The sequence below is a fragment of the Lachnoclostridium phytofermentans ISDg genome (assembly GCF_000018685.1).
In the GTDB taxonomy this organism is placed as follows: Bacteria; Bacillota; Clostridia; order Lachnospirales; family Lachnospiraceae; genus Lachnoclostridium; species Lachnoclostridium phytofermentans.
Genome location: NC_010001.1, coordinates 1,233,010 through 1,249,926, shown reverse-complemented (window position 1 = coordinate 1,249,926; position 16,917 = coordinate 1,233,010). Strand labels below are relative to the sequence as shown.

Genomic DNA, 16,917 nt, shown 5'->3' with positions numbered 1-16,917 from the left:
AAAGCACCCTCGTTGTAATCCTCTATTTACTTACCCTTTGAATTTACTTTATCTCTAATTCAATTGGACAATGGTCAGATCCCAAAATCTGTGAATGAATCTTTGCACTAACCAATTTACTTTCTAATCCTTGGGATGCTAAGAAATAGTCAATACGCCAACCTGTATTCTTCTCTCTCGCTTTAAATCGATAAGACCACCAAGAATACATATCCATGGCATCTGGATAAAAATAACGGAACGTATCAATAAACCCAGCCTCTAACAGCTCACTAAACTTTGTTCGCTCTTCGATTGTAAAACCTGCATTCATCTGATTTGTATTTGGATTCTTAAGGTCTATCTCTTTATGCGCTACATTTAAATCCCCACACACAACGACTGGTTTTGTTTCTTCCAATTTCTTAAGAAAGCGACGGAACTCATCCTCCCATTCCATACGGTAGGAGAGTCGTGCTAATTCGTTTTGAGAATTCGGAGTATACACTGTTACCATATAAAAATCTTCAAATTCTAACGTAATAACTCGGCCTTCCTTATCATGTTCCTCAATACCCATTCCATAGGTAACTTGTAATGGTTCTTTCTTTGTGAAGATAGCAGTACCCGAATACCCCTTTTTCTCAGCATAATTCCAGTATTGATAATATCCTTCAAAATCAAGCTCTATCTGTCCAGCCTGCAGTTTACTTTCCTGAATACAAAAGATGTCTGCATCTACTTCTTTAAAAAAATCACAGAATCCCTTTTGAACACATGCACGAATTCCATTTACATTCCATGATATTAATTTCATATTTATCTTGTATCGTGCAGCTAATCATAACTACACAATAAACTCCTCTCTAATAACTCTAAAAATGATGATAGGCTGTTCATAATAGTCATTTCTAAATCTTTAGAAAAACTATTTCTTTGTAAACAATCATCATTTTCTATTCTATTATAACATAAATCTCGAAGAAACGACATGGATTTTTCTGAGTAGACAATCATCCAGTAAGTATTTCTTAGGATTAATAGTAGGTTACGAAAGAAAAATTATTGATAAAGTAAGATATCACAATTTTTCAAATAGCTTTGAAATAACCTGAGGCGTCCACCCCATAACATATGGTCTTATGTTAAGGATAATATCATTATATTTTATTGATTGTGAATTAGCTTTACAACCAACATACATAATACCATCATCACTAACTTCCCAATCAAGACCATTAAAACTATCTTCTAGCATTATTTGATCAAAACCAATTTTCCAAGCATATCAACAAATCGAGATAATATATTTCTAAAATTATTATAATTACATTTACATATGTTTGAATGTGAGAATATTCAGGTAAAATAAACTCCATACTTTAAAACTTTTTTATTTATACATCTAATGCTCCTGGACTACTTGTATATCTATATTAACCTTTCTTTGAGAATTATCTTTTTGTGAATATCAATCACTGCATTACCAATTTGATCTACTGGTTCATCTATGATAAAGAAAAAACTAATACCAATAGATTCTTCATCACTTCTTCGAATTTTCTTTTTAATATCCTGTAATGGTAATGTCTCATTATAAAAATCATTCAAGAAATTCTCAACACCATATACTTCAAATCGATAAGGCCTAAGCTTCTCAAAGTCAAGCGTTAATGCCTGTTCTCTAGTTACCACAATCTCAAAAAAAATATGACTAATATCGATACCAAGGTCACCTATCTGCTCCATTGATATTACGGGTATCGGATACTCCTCTGTAATCCATTCATTGTCTACCTTAACACTATGTTGATTGTAATAACCACATCGGTATTGAAATCCTTTTTCCTTAAAAAAATGAATCAATTCCTTCTTCTTTTGATTTATTTCTATGTAAATCTCATTTAACGTCTTAAGCTTATCCACTATAATCCTCCTTGTTCTTGTGATTAACATCTTTACTTATCAAGTAAACCTCCAAGTATAAACAATATAAATATTATTATATCTAGGATTTTCTATAGATAGTGAAATAATATTATTAATTTCCAGTACTTTTATAATGCTTTATTGCCGTTCTCCAAAAACAATATGCTCCCAAATACATAGCAATCCCTATAAGTGGAGTCAGATATAGATAGACTTCTGGATAATAGATAAGGTCATCATTTCGTAGTAAATATTGAGCTGGAAAATAGTTAACGAATGCAAACGGTACAACATACATTAACATGCATTGTATCATTTTAGGGAAGATACTAAGTGGATAACCAGCAAGATTACGTAGATTCCAAAATAATGCTCCACGTACATTACTTGCTTTTACAAAATAAAAACTAAGGCTTGCAAAAAATAAAAATATTGCTCCCTGAATCAAAATCCCACCAATAAAAGCCGTAGCTAAATATAGGATGTTTCCCAGATTCCATACAACATCTATTCTGCTTATCGCATATGAGAATAATACGACTCCTAACACTCCATGACCAACCGCAGCAAACCAATCTGCGTCACTTGCTATGATTTGAAATAAAACTCCTCGTGGACGCAGTAAAAAACGGTCAAACGTACCATCTTGAATTGTTTTTCCAAAGTCGCGAAGCCCAGTAAAAAAAATAATTAAAATACCGTAGGTACTAAATAAAAAACTGTATAAAAACACAAGCTCATCTACATCCCAGCTAATGATACCATTTATATCAAATTTTGTAAGTACCAAAACTATTGATACAATTCCGGTCGCTTCACGTAAAAAAACTGCAAGGGATCGTAGTAAGGCATCTACCCGGTACTGAAACCATGATTTCATAGTTACACGGGAATATTGAAAAAACATTGTGATTGCATCCTTCATTCCCTACCCCCCTTGCACAATCAATTTCTTTTGACCACGCCTCCATAAGAAATCTCCTATGAGATATAATAATACAATCCAAATCCATTGCTTGAAATAGATTGCTACTATTTCTCGTTCATTTACCAATCCGAGATAAATCTGAACTGTACCAAAATAAATGGAGCTAAATGGAGTGAAAGAGGCAATTGTACGAACAGTATCTGGTAAAAACCATAGTGGTAAAATACATCCAGAAAGTAAACTAAAAAGAACACCTTTTATAGTAGATATACTCCAAACATTAATTATCCAAAATGCTAAAGTCTGAACGATAAAACTTAAATTCCAACAGACAAAATATCCGAATAATAAAGCAATGATACTTAGCATTAGATAAACAATACTCTTTGGTGGCTCCATATCAATCAACAATACTGTAAGCAAGAATGCAGGACCACTTCGAAATATCAAATTATAAAATGTCTGACCCAAATCTTCTGCTAATATACGTAGCTTAAAATTCACCGGTCTTAAAAATTCATTTGCAATGGTACCGTTATTGATCTTATTATGTAAAAATTCATCATCCATAGCAAATGCATCCCCAATTACGAAAGAAATAATAAGATTGGTCGCGACCATCGATAGAGTTATTCCATCAAATTCTGTATTTCCAGAGTACAATGCGCTGTATAGATAAAAGGAAATTATAACAGTAAAAACTGAACTAAAAATCGTCATCCAATGATCGAATCGGTATGCCATGCAACTTAAAAATTTCTTTTTTGCAAACGATATATAAATATCTCCTAATGGTTTGCTTGACATAGTATTACCTCTCCTTCATAAATTTCTCTTATGATACTTTCAAGATCTGGTTCTATCATAGAAAAATCTTTTACTAAATACGTAGTTAAAATTTCTTTCATTAAAAAGTCCAGTGATACTTTATTTTTATCAAACAAAAATCGATACTTATAATCTCCTTGATTAGAAACATTCTCAATTATTACATCCTTAAGATTAGTGATTTCTTGGTACTTATCCATAGTTACTTCGATTTTCATGGTATTTCCATATCGTTCTTTTATGGATGCTAATGAACCATCATAAATCATTGTACCATGATCAATAATAATTATTTTATTACAAGTCTTCTCAATATCTCTCATATCATGAGTTGTAAATAGCATGGTAATTCGGTCTGTTTTATTTAACTCAACGATAAACTCTCTAATCTTTTCTTTTCCAACGACGTCTACACCAATGGTAGGTTCGTCAAAAAATACTATTTTGGGAGAATGTAAAAGTGACGCAGCAATATCTGCTCTCATGCGTTGACCAAGTGATAATTGACGTACTGGCTGTGATAAAAACTCACCCATATCAAGTAAGGAAACGAAACGTTCTAGATTATCTTGATACTTTTTTTCTTCTATTCTATAAATGTGTTTTAATAAATCAAAACTTTCTATAACCGGTAAATCCCAAGCAAGCTGTGACTTTTGTCCGAATACAACTCCAATTTGGGATACATATTTTTTTCTGTCACGATATGGAATAAAATCTCCCACTTCAATACTTCCTTTATCTGGATGCAAAATTCCAGATAGCATCTTTACTGTGGTAGACTTACCGGAACCATTTGGTCCAAGAAAACCTACCATTTCTCCTTCCTTAATTGTAAAGTTGATATCATCAACTGCTTTTTTTAATATGTAGTTTGGTTTTACCATATGCTTTATGGCATTTAAAATCCCCTGGTTTTGTTTCGTAGTTCGAAAAGATTTGCTTACATGATTTACTTTAATTAATGCATCTTCCATATAACTCTCCATTCTGTCGCAATCCCGCGAATTTAGCCAACAACACAAACAATGCACCAAGCCAGTGTGAAGTTCTTCACACTTCTACCACAGCTTTTTCATCCTAATCTCCTTTACTCATTAAGGACTGCATAGCCTCTTCTAAACCACCTTGATGTGTTTTCACGCTTTTTATCTGTGTCTGCTCTAAGATATGTCTCATTATTACTTTTGTCGATAAACAATTACTATCATAATCAATAGTTAAGATTTGATTCTGATATTGATATCGTTTTACAGGCAAATCAGATAAATCGGGTATCTTCCCATCTACTTCTAGCTCAAGGCTTCGCCTTGACTGATATTTGTTGATAGCGTAATTAACACTTCCATAATAAAGGCTTTTTCCCTTTTTTAATACAAGTAACCGTTGACACAACGATTTTATGTCTTGCATATCATGTGAGGTGAAAACTATTGTGGTACCGTTTTGTTTTGTTAGTTCCAGAAGATATTCAGATACTGCATTACGAACCATTACATCAAAGCTTCATCTAATATAATAAGTTTTGCATTTCTTATTAATAACACTCCTAAATCTGCCCTCATTCGCTCTCCAAGAGATAATTGCTCTTTATGATTTTCAAATACCTTGCTAAGACTAAGAAGTTGATCTAGTATTAATAATTTTCTTTGATATTCCTCCTTGGGAACCCCATATGAAATCGCTTCAAGTTCCATTGATTCCTTCACAGTCATTTGCTCATGAAGCCTGGAGCTTCTCCCAAATAATACAGCAATATCTTCAGATAACGCCTTCCTTGAGATATAGGGTATTTCCTTCCTCGTGCGAAGATATCCATCGGTTGGCGCTAAAAGTCCAGCAACCATATGTAGTAAGGTCGTTTTACCTGCTCCATTTTCACCAACAATGCCTATTATCTCGCCTTCAGGCACATGAAATGTTATACCATCAATGGCTTTAACAATTCCTTTCTTAGTATGAAATTCGCGTTGAAGATCCTTAGCAATAATCAAAATATCCTCCTTTTATATTCTACATTATAGATAAAAAGTCAGCGTTTTCAATTCATGTGGGATATACAGCATCCTGTATGGGATATATAGCATCCTGTGTGGGATATTTAGTATTTTATATAAAAGATACATTCGATATGAGATATATAGTGTTACATGGGATACATAACGTTCCATAAAATACATAGCTCTCTATATGAGAAATATCGTATTCTGTATGAATAAGGTCTTTATCCTAATCTGACAATGGAAACGCAATGAAACAACAAAACCAACCTTCCTCTTCATATATGTCGATCATTCCATGATACATCTCGACAATGCTTCTAATTTGTACTAATCCATATCCATGTTCTTTTGAGTTTTGAGTCTTTGTTGTTTTCAAATCTTTATTGTATTGCAATACAGAATTCGAAATAAAATTCTTAACTAAGATCGTCTCGTACCCTCTTTTTTTAATAATCTGTATCTGTATTTCTTTCCTCTCTTCTCTTTGACTAGCTTCCAAGGCATTATCTAAAAGATTCATTAGTAAGGCGGTTAAATCTATACTACCCAGTTTTGAAAAAGAAAGATTCTCTATTTCCGCTTTAAACGTAATCCCCATTTGGTGAGCCATTTCCAATTTGGTATTAATGCAAGAATTTAAAACTGCATTCCCAGTTTCTATGTAAGTGTAGATATGATTTAATTTGTCCAAGACTTTAGATAGATACTGTTTCGCTTCATACACATTTTCTTGATTTAAATAATTTGCTAATACAAGCATATGATTTTTCATATCATGTTTTAATCTTCTGGTATTTTCATGCAGTTGATCTATCTTTTCTTTTTGATATTGCTGTTCTTCATATTTTCTAAGCAGCTCCTCATACTGATATTCTAACTCCATCTTCTCTGCTAATAGTTCAGAAGCTGTATGATCCAAGGTTTGATTCCAAATGTTTTTCTTTCCACCTATCATAAACTAATCCCTCTAAGGTATCGAAATAGCTGATCCTTTACTATTTCTCTATTGGTTCGTCCAATTGGCAACACGGTATGATTGGTTAATTCTACTTCTTCTTGCCGTATGGAGTATATGTAATTCATATTTAGTAAAAACCCTTTATGAATACGCAAAAATTTCTTACCATGAAAAGATTCACATAAATTAGATAGCGTTTCACGGTATCGATACATCTCTTTTGTCGTAACTAACTTTACATAATTTAAATCCGATTCAAAATATACGATATCCTCGATGTACACCTTGGTTATAACTCCACGATAAGTAAAGGAATAAGTTTGCGCTTTCGAAAGAGCAGTATCAATCATTCGTAGTAACGTAGATTCTAACTCCTCATCAAGGTAATCTTTTCTTAAAAATGCAAATGGGTGACATTCAAAAGACTGATAAACAAGAGCTTCTTGATTTGTAACAAAGGCAAATACAGTATCTTGCTCTGCTAATGACAGATCCTTTGCTAACTCCATTCCCGATTTTTCTGGCATATCAATATCTAATAATAAGATATCAATCGGATTCTTTATGTAGCTTTCAAAAAAAGTACTTGCACTAGGAAATAATAAAATGTTTCCTTCCATTGAATGTTTTTGCAGTATAGACTCTATACTAGTCTTTAGTTCATCCAAAATCTTCTTCTCATCATCACAAATCCCTATGGTTAGCATAATTTAATCCCCTTAATATTTTGTTAACTATATTTGTTTATGTAATATCAAATTAAATCGTAAATAAAAACTTCTCTACATATTATATCCATAATTATACATATTCACAATCTATTATGATACTTGAAGTCATATTATGATTTTTCGTGACAATTATGTTAATGCAGTTAGCTTCACTAGATTTTAGTGGTTTTACTTACAAAGCTTTAAGTTATCAAGAAAAATAAGAGTTATTGAAAGAATGAAGATGAAATGTAAAATAAGAAGTTACAAAAAAATAAAGATAAACAGAATAGAATGTTAAGCCATCATGGGCATATTATATCAAAGAACAAAGTAACTTCGCCACTCTCAACCCCCTGCCCCTCAATCATGAGGGGGTTGGGGGTTAGAAATAAAGCTTTTTATTATGCTCCTTTTTTGAATGTATCACACATCCATTTATAGAATTTTTCTTTTTCTTCAAATTGAGGATAATGTGCTGAGTTCTCAAATATTACTAACTCATGTGTTCCTATCCCCTTTAATATATTTAGATATTCTCCTGCGGCTTCTGGCGAAGTCATGCAATCATATTTCCCCATTACAAAATACACAGGTTTATTAATCTCTGTAACAATATCAGAAACTGGATTTTTGAGTGCTTCCATGATCAAAGATTCTTGGTATTTAATTGATGCTACATAAAATCGAATGGTGTCCAATAAATTATATTCACTACCAAAAATAAATCCCTTTAAATAATCTTCATTTTCGTTAATATTTCTCGCAGCGAATCCGTATTTTCTCACATAATTCCGCGGTGTGATACCTTCTCCTTGTGTAATGGATTTCTCCAATCCACTCAAATAAATAACATCCTCTGTATTTCCTCTTGCTTCCGCCGCCTTAATACATTTTTGCAAACCATCCAATTCACTCTTTATAGTATCTGACATCTGCCCTATTCCAACATATGCACGGTACAATTCAGGATTCTTAGCTATTGCCTGAGTGGCTATATAAGTTCCATATGAATGTCCTACTAAGATTACTTGATTTTGGTTCAAATATTTCTCTATATACTCTGTCAATGCAAGTAAATCCCTCACATGGAAGGATGCGTCAACGTCAGAATAATCTGTACCAAACTTATATGATTTACCACTACCGCGCTGGTCATAATGAACGATAGTAAAGTCTTTTTCAAGTAAATCTTGATACTTCTTTACATACGGTATTTCAGAGCAACAGGGACCTCCGTGAACAAAAATAATAACTGGATTATCTCTATTGTTTCCACGTATCATAACCTCAAGTGAGGTATCATTCACCTCAACTTTGCGTAATTCGCTAATACTGTTCTCGTTGTCTATCTTAGGTGTCCACGTAGGGAAACACAGACCAGTAGCAACAAGTAACAATAATATTATACCAAACCACTTTATTATCCTAACAATTTTCTTGATCATAAATTATTTCCTCTTACTCCCATGTTATTTTCTTTTGCCATAACTCCCAAGGAGCGATATCTTTAGTATCCATAAAAGCCTCTCTTATCATATTCTAAATAAATTTTTATAATATTTTCCATTTTACACTACGCCCTCAATAATTACTATCATTATTTATAGATAGCATTCTTAGTACGATGTTCCACTATTTTTTGATTTGAGCAATTTCCAAATAACTCAAAAAATGCCTGCAGTCATAACTAAAGTCAACTACAGGCACTCCCTTTATTTTATTATCTTATCAATAATTCCATAATTCAATGCTTCTTCCGCTGTCATGTAATAATCACGATCTGTGTCTTTCTCAATTTGGCTAATTTCTTTTCCTGTATTTTCTGAAAGAATTTGATTGACACGTCTTCTTGTATTTAAAATATGTTTACTCATAATATCAATATCCGTCGCTTGAGCAGGAGCTTGTATCCCGCCAGATGGTTGATGGATTAAAATCTCTGCATTTGGAAGTGCAAAACGCTTTCCCTTTGTACCTCCTGCTAATAAAAAAGACCCCATACTTGCAGCCATTCCAATACAAGTCGTGGAAACATCGCATTTTAAATACCTCATCGTATCATAAATGGCAAGACCATCCGGTATACTTCCACCTGGACTATTAATATAGAGCCTAATATCTTTTTTGGAATCTTCTGCTTCTAAATAAAGTAATTGGGCAATTACTAAGCCAGCACTAACATGATTTACTTCACCATTGATAAAGATAATTCGGTCTTTTAGTAATCTAGAATATATATCATAACTTCTTTCACTTCGATCGTTTTGCTCAATTACGTATGGTACCACGCTCATGCTGCCACCCTCCCATAAGAAATAATCATTTTAACACCATAGTCACGTTTAGAAGGGCTTATTTCCAAGCATTTCGTTGAAACAAATGTCATTGTACTAATCCTATATTTATATGGTGTACAATCAAACATTTGCTTAAATGCCAATGTGAAAGCCTGTTGTGAAGTATATCCAATACTTAATGCGATATCAACGATCGATTGATCGGTATAGAGTAATAAATCAGCAGCCTCTGTTAATCGTCTTTCGCATATATATTTATGGATTGTTAGACCTGTATTTTCAAGAAACATACGATTTAGATGATATTTTGAATATCCAACATTCTTCGCTATATCATCAAGAGTTATGTCATCCTTAAAATTTTCTTCAATATACTTTTTCACTTTCGATATACTTACACTCATTTGACACCTCCTAATAATAACCCTATTATACCTCTTTTTCTAATTTGATGTCTTAATAAAAAGAGCGGTTTTATCTTCTTTAAATCTACAAAAATATTAAAATCTTATAGATCTCATTAAAAATTTCGTACATTATTTATTGAGCTTAGAATAGCAAATTTTTTTATTATGTCGTATAATTGTTGGAAGATGAGTATTGTACAAGTTTTTATTCGGAGGGTTCCTATGACAAAAAAAGATGTATTAGAATTAAAAAGACGACTTAAAAAAAATGACTGTACGTTTTCTAGAATGTGTGGTTGTTATGTAAATGCAGAAAAAGAAATCGTATTAAATCTAGAAGAAACATTCTTAAATTTAAAAGATGAGGAATTCTTTAAATATTTGGAGATAGCCAATAAAACATTATCTGGTACCCTAGGTAACAATTTATTAGAGCTTGAATTCCCACTTGAAGAAGAAAATGCAGGTGGTAAGCAGCAATTCCTTATGGGGTTAAAAGAAAGCAAATTAAAAAATAGCGCTTTGCTAGAATCTTTCTATCAATTAATCATTGATAATTATGATTATACAGGGAATTATCTTATCCTGATTTTCCATGACTCCTATGATGTTATGACGAAAACTTCCGATAATGCTAAATTGGATGAATCAGAGGAAGTATATGATTATCTGATATGTGCTGTCTGCCCTGTTTCACTTTCGAAAGCAGGCCTTGGATATTTAGAAATAGAAAATCGAATCGGGCCTCGTAATCGAGATTGGATCGTGAATGCACCTGATACTGGATTTGTTTTTCCGGCATTCTCTGATCGAAGCTCTGACATCCATTCTGTCTTATACTTTACCAAAGACACAAAAGAACCTCATAAAGAGTTTATGGAATTGGTTCTAGGCTGTCCAGTGAAACAAACTGCTACCGAGCAGAAAAATACATTCCAAACAATTATCTGTAATGCGATAAATGATGAACAAAAAAGTGAAGCAGTATTCATGGAAATACAGGAAACACTGAATCAGATGGTAGATGAGCAATCTGAATATAAGGATACCAAGCAAGATCAAGAACCATTATTTCTTACCAATGATTCTATCCAGGACATCCTTTCTGCGAGTGGTCTACCAGAAGAGGTTACAGCAAAAATCGAAACTTCCTATGCTGAAAATTTTGCTGATATGCCACCAGTAGTTGATCATTTGATTGACAATAAAATACTTGCTGCTAGTGCTCAAAAAAGAAAAGAGCAAGAGCTCACCGAGCAAGTAATTAAATTACAAAAAAAATTAGAAGAAGTAGCGGTAACCCGTGAAAATGGTAACATAACTGATCAAGTGGATTCTGATAACATAGATACCGACTCTTCTGACGATTCCGCAAACAGTAACTTCGATGTTATCCTTAAAGTTAAGCCACAAAAAATGCAACAAATTACTTCGCAAATCATTGATGGTAAAAAGTGCATTGTTATTCCAATGGAGGATAACGAGCAAGCTAACGTAAATGGAGTAACTGATTTATTATAAGAAATTAATAAAGGAGACACATATACATGACAAAACTTCGACTTCCCAGCATCAGTCTTTCCCAGATTGACATAAAAAATTGTTGGTTTAACCCTGGCTGTGCTTTGAGTATTTACAAGCCTTACGCTAGCGAGAAGATACTATCGCTTCTCAACCGTTATTGGGGGCCAGTAAAACTCCACAGCATCTGTTGCCATCATGACCCTCAGCTTCCCAAGGGCGCTACCATCATCAACAACTGCGCTGGTTGTGACAGACGGTTTCGATCTCTTTATGAAGGCATTCAGACCATCTCCCTATGGGAACTACTAGACCAGTTACCTGAGCTTTCACTTCCCCACTACGAAGGGTTGACTCTTTCAGTCCATGACTCCTGCTCGTTCCGTTCAAAGCCGCGGGTCCATGCTGCGGTGCGTAGTCTGCTGCACAAAATGGGAATTGAGGTTGTTGAATCCCAATTTAACGGAACCAATTCCATCTGCTGCGGTGACAACTTTTATAACCGCATTCCTTTGGAAGAGGTCCACAAATTTCAGAAAAATCGCGCAGCCCAAATGCCCTGTCAAGATGTAGCAGTTTACTGCGTATCCTGCATTAAATCGATGACCATCGGTGGCAAAACTGCACGCTATATGGTGGATCTACTGCTAGGTGAAGAAACCGAACCTCAGGAAATTGATTTGGTGAAATACCATGATACATTACAAACATATATTGATTCTCACTGACGCCTTTGAAGTCCCAATCTATATTGATTCACTTCGAAAGACCTTGTTGTCCTAATTATATAAAAAACGCCGAAGTCCCGGGGTATTCTCGGGCTTCGGCATATTATTATTTTCTGTATTGAATCTTTCCTACTATAACCAAGTAATCTTAGCGTCATTACGCGGTACTGTTCTTAGATAGTTAACCTTTGGATAACCTATCGCAAGACAAGAAATGATTTGTTCGTCTTCTTTTAGTTCTAAAAACTCTCTTATCTTTTGATTATCTTCTGCAGCTCGAACCGTAAATCCACTATAGAAGGTACCAAGCCCTAATGCATTCGTCATTAATTCCATATTCGTGGAAGCTAATCCTCCGTTAATCGGTGTTGGCGATACCACTAATATTAAAGCTGGAGCATTAAAATAGATTGTATCCTCAATATTTGGATTTTTTTGATACGCTTCATACATATCAACCCACATCTTTGCGTATTTTTTAATGGACATGGTTTCCTGAGTCAGATTTTCTAGAATATGTTGACCCATATGATATAATCTTTCCATTACTAATATTCGAAGTTTATCAATATCTTTTCTGACTACAATATAAGAAACATCTTGAAGATTTCTGGCAGTTTCAGTAAAACGGCCTGCTTCTATTATCTTCTCTAGTTTCTCTATCTCCACCTCTTGATCTTTAAATTGCCTAATTGACCTTCTGAATTTAATAAAATTTAAAAGATTTTCCGGTTCTATATGAAAGGTTTCTTCCTTATAGGGGATAACTTCCTTCATTTTATCTTCTTCTGTTGAAACGGCGAACTTAGGGCATATAGCTATACAATGTCCGCATTCAATGCATATTTTATTTACGACAAACGCCTTGTTATCTTTCCATGTTATACATCTTGCAGGACAATCGTTTATGCACAGACCACATGCAATACATTTTTCTTTATTTACTATCATCATAGTTCTTCTCCTAATAACTCTCTTAGATATCTATAAAATTATTTTTTCAAAATAGATTCTTATCTTCCTATGATGACATATATTTTCTTTTAATGCAACAAAGATTATAAATAGAATTACTGCCAGTAAAAGCATAAATAAGAAATCCAGTCCTATCATAAGTCGAATCATCGTTTGTCTTGAATTTATAACATTCTCCATAGAAGTTGCCAATACGATGGTGTAAGAATCATATGGTTCCGATACATTACCTGCAACAAAGTAGAATTAAATCGTAGTTACGCTCTTCTATCATCTGTAACGCTTCTTTTCCATCGTATGCCTGATCTATTTCTTTTTATCATATCATTAATCATTACTTCATCATCTACTACTAATATTTTTGCCATAATACTTCCCTCTTCTTTTCCATAACCGTATCATAACTTTTATTCTAATCTATCTTTTACCACATTTTTCTATATTCTTTATTTTATACTGATTTTATGTATGTAGCAAGATAGATTTGATATTCCATGAGCTAAGATTATGTTATGGTGTTTAAGTCGTAAAAGATTTACATAGGCACATATTATCAAAAATGCCGAAGCTACGAGGATATTTCGAGCTCCGGCATACCTAACATTTTTTCTAAACTAAATCTTTATTTCTACAACCAAGTGACTTTTATAAATCTTTGTCTATGACTACGATCATTTGAATAATCTAATGGCATACATCCTGTTCCAATATTCTAATATAGTGATTTGCTTCCCTTAAAACATGATCTGCTAATAACGGAAGAATTATGCTACGAATCTCACAATCATTGATACCTTTTGTTCCTGCAAGCTTAAAATCACGATATTTTATCGTCTCTTCTAGGGTTCTACAAGTCAAATCTCCCATTGTCCTTTCAGTCATTGTACTAGCTTCATCTAATAAATCTGCATATACACTTGCAAAATCATCTGCTTGCATAATCAAATCATTTTCAGTAGGATCTAACAGTCCCCTAATAAATAGCGCATGTTCCATCATTATTTGATTCCAGAACAGCTCATCATCTTTTAGATCTTCTAAATCACATTCGTTCCCGCTCTCTAAATACATGATATATTTTTCATATAATTTTGCTTCACGTAGAATATGCTCAATGAGAAGAGGATAATTCATAGTAAACATACAACAATTTAATACACTATTAAGAACTCTCTCTTTTAGGCAAATCAATCCTTGTAATAACTCTAGGCTACGACAATTAATTTGCCTTACAGCATTAACTAAGCTTCTGTCTATACATCTTTGTTGTTGATTCATGCAACTATTCAAAAACTCTAATTGTCGTTTTGTTATATTTGTGTTGATACAAGTACCAGTAAGTTTTGCAGTTTGTAATTCAGAACAAAGTGTATAATCCGTAACTACTTCTCCTGACTCAAATATACAAGGTCCTACAATACCCTCACTACAACAAACTACCTGATTCAATAAATCTTCAAAAGCTTCCCTAAAAAATCTGGCTTCTGCCTTGCAATCACAATTAGCTTGTGTAAAGCCAACTTCTAAGAATAAAGCATGTTCTTTCATTATTCTTGCAAAAAACAAATGAATTTCCAATGACGAAATAACGTAATACTCCATAATTGCTCCTAATTCTATAGATACTCACCTTATACAATATGCGCTCATTTCTAATATCGTGATAGAAAGGGTTCGCAACTACTTCATTTTATTATTTTAAAATCACTCGCAAGAAAAAATAAGCATCTCGAATTTTTCCTTTCATGAATAAAGCTTAACTATCTAATCCATACAATAAAAATAGATAGAGCCGATACATCAAATTTGATATATCAGCCCTATCTTTCTCATCTAATTATTCTTCCTTGCTTCGATTTCTTGTCTTTCTTTCTCCATTTCCTTGTATAGCTCTAAAGCATTCCAACCTTGGTTGGTTTGTGTTAGGACTGCTTTATAAGTTGTGGTTATTTTCTGACTTCTCAATCGATATAACACCTGATCAATTTCTGTATTGTTAAGTCCACACATTAGCAAAAGACTGCCTTGTGGTATTTCACCACTATAAGGGGCTTCCTCTTCTTTACTTCCATTAATGAGGCTATCTATTGTTATATTAAACTTTTCATTTGGTATTGACTCAACACGTAAGCGCATTGTTGCAATCGCCTGCTTCACTTTCAAAGGGTTGTCCATTTGGAATAGTAATATTTTTTTCATTGATACATTCCTTCTTATCTTTCTTTTTATTTATATTGTAATACATATCCATTGGAATCGCCAAGTATCTTTTCATGAATTTCTCACTTTCCTTTATGGTATAAGTATTACACTTACAAAAAATCTTTGAAATATGAAGCTGATGGTGGATTATTTATTTTAATTTATCATCAATATTCTGTGTGTTTTTACTAAACTTGTGACCTGATGAAGTAGGAGTTTCATCTCCGCTTACATAATCATTTGAATTATAATCAGTGCTTTTATGGATTATAGAATTTCCATTTCCTTTACCAGCATTCTTTTTATTACTAGCATTTGAATTTATATTCTTCATAATTCTACCTCTTTCTGTATTTCATTATGATAAACTTTACTTACAATAATATTGTTTACCAATCCTTATGAAGTATACTTTTTTGCTGTTTTAAAAAGAGTATTACTGGTTTCATGCTAACCATCCATTTTATTATCAAATCATTTATATGTTTAATCAAAAGCTATGTTGAAAATTGATTTAGCTTTGTAAATAATGTTATGATTAGTATATAGGTAGAATGTGATTGGTATAACGTTGTAGTTAATTATAAATAATACCTTGATGGAAGGATTAATTAGTTATGAATTATAAAAGTATTAGAGGAACATTTACGTCATTTGAACAATTATTGAACGTCATGGAAAATTTACAAAGAAAGCAGTCTACCCTTTTAGTGGGAGTGGATGGCTGTGGAGGTTCCGGAAAAAGTACATTTGCAAAAGAAGTTGAAAAATTAAGTCCCAAAATAACAATTGTACATATGGATGATTTTTATTTACCATCATGTTCAAGAATAAATGGAACATCAGAAGAAAAGCCTATTGGTGCAGATGTTGACTGGCAAAGATTAAGAAAGCAAGTGTTAGTACCATTAGCAAATAATCAAGAAGTAAAATATCAACGATATGATTGGTGTTCTGACTCATTAAGCGAGTGGCACAGAGTAGGCATTGGTGGAATTGTAATTATCGAAGGTGTATATTCAACAAGAAAAGAATTAGATGATTTTTATGATTTTAAAATTTTCGTTGATTGTCCAAAAGATTTACGGCTAAAAAGAGGTCTTGAACGTGATGGCGTAGAAGCAAAAGATATATGGGAGAAAATTTGGATGGTAGCAGAAGATAAATATATGATGGAACATAAACCGTATGAAAGAGCAGATCTAGTAGTAGATGGCTGTGGAGGTAATTAAGAATAGATAGTAAAACATTTCAAGGGAACTGTGTCAAACGGATATTCAGAATCTGCTTCGCTACTTCCTTGTAACCTTACAGCAACTCTGCTACTATCTCAGTGGGAACTTGAATACCCACTGAGACGAAGATGTGTCCCCCCTTTCGCTTCGCTAATAAGAGGGGAAATCTTCTGTAAAATTATATTATAAGTTTCTGAATATGTTTTTTTATTAA

At 33.1% G+C, this 16,917-nt stretch carries 20 protein-coding genes; 3 read left to right on the top strand and 17 right to left on the bottom strand.

The genetic code is table 11. The features are described from left to right. Positions 1–43: 43 nt before the first annotated feature. From CPHY_RS05210 to CPHY_RS05155, 13 genes are all read right to left on the bottom strand, one after another. Positions 44–796 carry an exodeoxyribonuclease III gene (locus tag CPHY_RS05210; RefSeq protein ID WP_012199008.1) on the bottom strand — a complete coding sequence of 251 codons (753 nt, stop codon included), beginning with the start codon at positions 794–796 and terminating at the stop codon, positions 44–46. 264 nt (positions 797–1,060) lie between these two features. Next, positions 1,061–1,237, bottom strand: coding sequence for a hypothetical protein (locus CPHY_RS21620; RefSeq protein WP_157668656.1), 177 nt, complete (start codon positions 1,235–1,237; stop codon positions 1,061–1,063). A gap of 173 nt (positions 1,238–1,410) precedes the next feature. Continuing rightward, complete coding sequence (locus CPHY_RS05205; RefSeq protein WP_012199007.1) at positions 1,411–1,905, bottom strand: DUF3201 domain-containing protein; 495 nt, start codon at positions 1,903–1,905, stop codon at positions 1,411–1,413. A gap of 115 nt (positions 1,906–2,020) precedes the next feature. Further along, complete coding sequence (locus CPHY_RS05200) at positions 2,021–2,833, bottom strand: ABC transporter permease (protein ID WP_012199006.1); 813 nt, start codon at positions 2,831–2,833, stop codon at positions 2,021–2,023. Between the two features lie 3 nt (positions 2,834–2,836). Next, positions 2,837–3,643, bottom strand: coding sequence for an ABC transporter permease (locus CPHY_RS05195; protein WP_012199005.1), 807 nt, complete (start codon positions 3,641–3,643; stop codon positions 2,837–2,839). Further along, a complete protein-coding gene (locus CPHY_RS05190; RefSeq protein WP_041703236.1) occupies positions 3,625–4,641 on the bottom strand; it encodes an ABC transporter ATP-binding protein in 1,017 nt (338 codons plus the stop codon). Before CPHY_RS05190 ends, CPHY_RS05195 begins: the two co-directional genes overlap by 19 nt. 103 nt (positions 4,642–4,744) lie before the next feature. After that, positions 4,745–5,158 carry an ATP-binding cassette domain-containing protein gene (locus CPHY_RS05185; RefSeq protein WP_041703233.1) on the bottom strand — a complete coding sequence of 138 codons (414 nt, stop codon included), beginning with the start codon at positions 5,156–5,158 and terminating at the stop codon, positions 4,745–4,747. Continuing rightward, on the bottom strand, positions 5,158–5,658 hold the full coding sequence (locus CPHY_RS05180) for an ATP-binding cassette domain-containing protein (protein ID WP_041703230.1): 501 nt from the start codon (positions 5,656–5,658) through the stop codon (positions 5,158–5,160). Before CPHY_RS05180 ends, CPHY_RS05185 begins: the two co-directional genes overlap by 1 nt. 235 nt (positions 5,659–5,893) lie before the next feature. Then, positions 5,894–6,622, bottom strand: coding sequence for a sensor histidine kinase (locus CPHY_RS05175; RefSeq protein ID WP_012199003.1), 729 nt, complete (start codon positions 6,620–6,622; stop codon positions 5,894–5,896). After that, positions 6,619–7,332: a LytR/AlgR family response regulator transcription factor gene (locus tag CPHY_RS05170; RefSeq protein WP_012199002.1), complete on the bottom strand. Its 714-nt coding sequence runs from the start codon at positions 7,330–7,332 to the stop codon at positions 6,619–6,621. The genes CPHY_RS05175 and CPHY_RS05170 overlap by 4 nt, the downstream gene beginning before the upstream one ends. A 407-nt stretch (positions 7,333–7,739) precedes the next feature. Continuing rightward, positions 7,740–8,783, bottom strand: a complete 1,044-nt coding sequence (locus CPHY_RS05165) for an alpha/beta fold hydrolase (protein WP_012199001.1) — start codon at positions 8,781–8,783, stop codon at positions 7,740–7,742. Positions 8,784–9,050: 267 nt separating this feature from the next. Further along, complete coding sequence (locus tag CPHY_RS05160) at positions 9,051–9,632, bottom strand: ATP-dependent Clp protease proteolytic subunit (protein ID WP_012199000.1); 582 nt, start codon at positions 9,630–9,632, stop codon at positions 9,051–9,053. Continuing rightward, entirely contained in the window at positions 9,629–10,039 is a 411-nt protein-coding gene (locus CPHY_RS05155; protein WP_012198999.1) for a helix-turn-helix transcriptional regulator, read from the bottom strand. The genes CPHY_RS05160 and CPHY_RS05155 overlap by 4 nt, the downstream gene beginning before the upstream one ends. 225 nt (positions 10,040–10,264) lie before the next feature. Between CPHY_RS05155 and CPHY_RS05150 the strand changes: the two genes are divergently transcribed. Next, positions 10,265–11,563, top strand: a complete 1,299-nt coding sequence (locus CPHY_RS05150) for a DUF4317 domain-containing protein (RefSeq protein WP_012198998.1) — start codon at positions 10,265–10,267, stop codon at positions 11,561–11,563. A gap of 26 nt (positions 11,564–11,589) precedes the next feature. Beyond that, positions 11,590–12,291 carry a (Fe-S)-binding protein gene (locus CPHY_RS05145; protein WP_012198997.1) on the top strand — a complete coding sequence of 234 codons (702 nt, stop codon included), beginning with the start codon at positions 11,590–11,592 and terminating at the stop codon, positions 12,289–12,291. Positions 12,292–12,423: 132 nt separating this feature from the next. Here CPHY_RS05145 and CPHY_RS05140 read toward each other — a convergent pair whose 3' ends face one another. The 4 genes from CPHY_RS05140 to CPHY_RS05125 all read right to left on the bottom strand — a co-directional run bounded on the left by CPHY_RS05140 (position 12,424) and on the right by CPHY_RS05125 (position 15,802). Continuing rightward, a complete protein-coding gene (locus CPHY_RS05140) occupies positions 12,424–13,245 on the bottom strand; it encodes a nitroreductase family protein (protein WP_012198996.1) in 822 nt (273 codons plus the stop codon). 705 nt (positions 13,246–13,950) lie between these two features. Continuing rightward, positions 13,951–14,868 (bottom strand): DUF2935 domain-containing protein, encoded by a 918-nt coding sequence (locus tag CPHY_RS05135; RefSeq protein WP_012198995.1) that lies wholly within the window; start codon positions 14,866–14,868, stop codon positions 13,951–13,953. Positions 14,869–15,099: 231 nt separating this feature from the next. Then, positions 15,100–15,465: a DUF3783 domain-containing protein gene (locus CPHY_RS20615; protein ID WP_012198993.1), complete on the bottom strand. Its 366-nt coding sequence runs from the start codon at positions 15,463–15,465 to the stop codon at positions 15,100–15,102. A 154-nt stretch (positions 15,466–15,619) separates the two neighbouring features. Then, the gene (locus CPHY_RS05125) at positions 15,620–15,802 is read right to left on the bottom strand and encodes a hypothetical protein (RefSeq protein WP_041703222.1); all 183 of its coding nucleotides are present in this window, start codon (positions 15,800–15,802) and stop codon (positions 15,620–15,622) included. 283 nt (positions 15,803–16,085) lie between these two features. Between CPHY_RS05125 and CPHY_RS05120 the strand changes: the two genes are divergently transcribed. Beyond that, complete coding sequence (locus CPHY_RS05120; RefSeq protein WP_012198992.1) at positions 16,086–16,700, top strand: uridine kinase family protein; 615 nt, start codon at positions 16,086–16,088, stop codon at positions 16,698–16,700. The last annotated feature ends 217 nt before the right edge of the window (positions 16,701–16,917 follow it).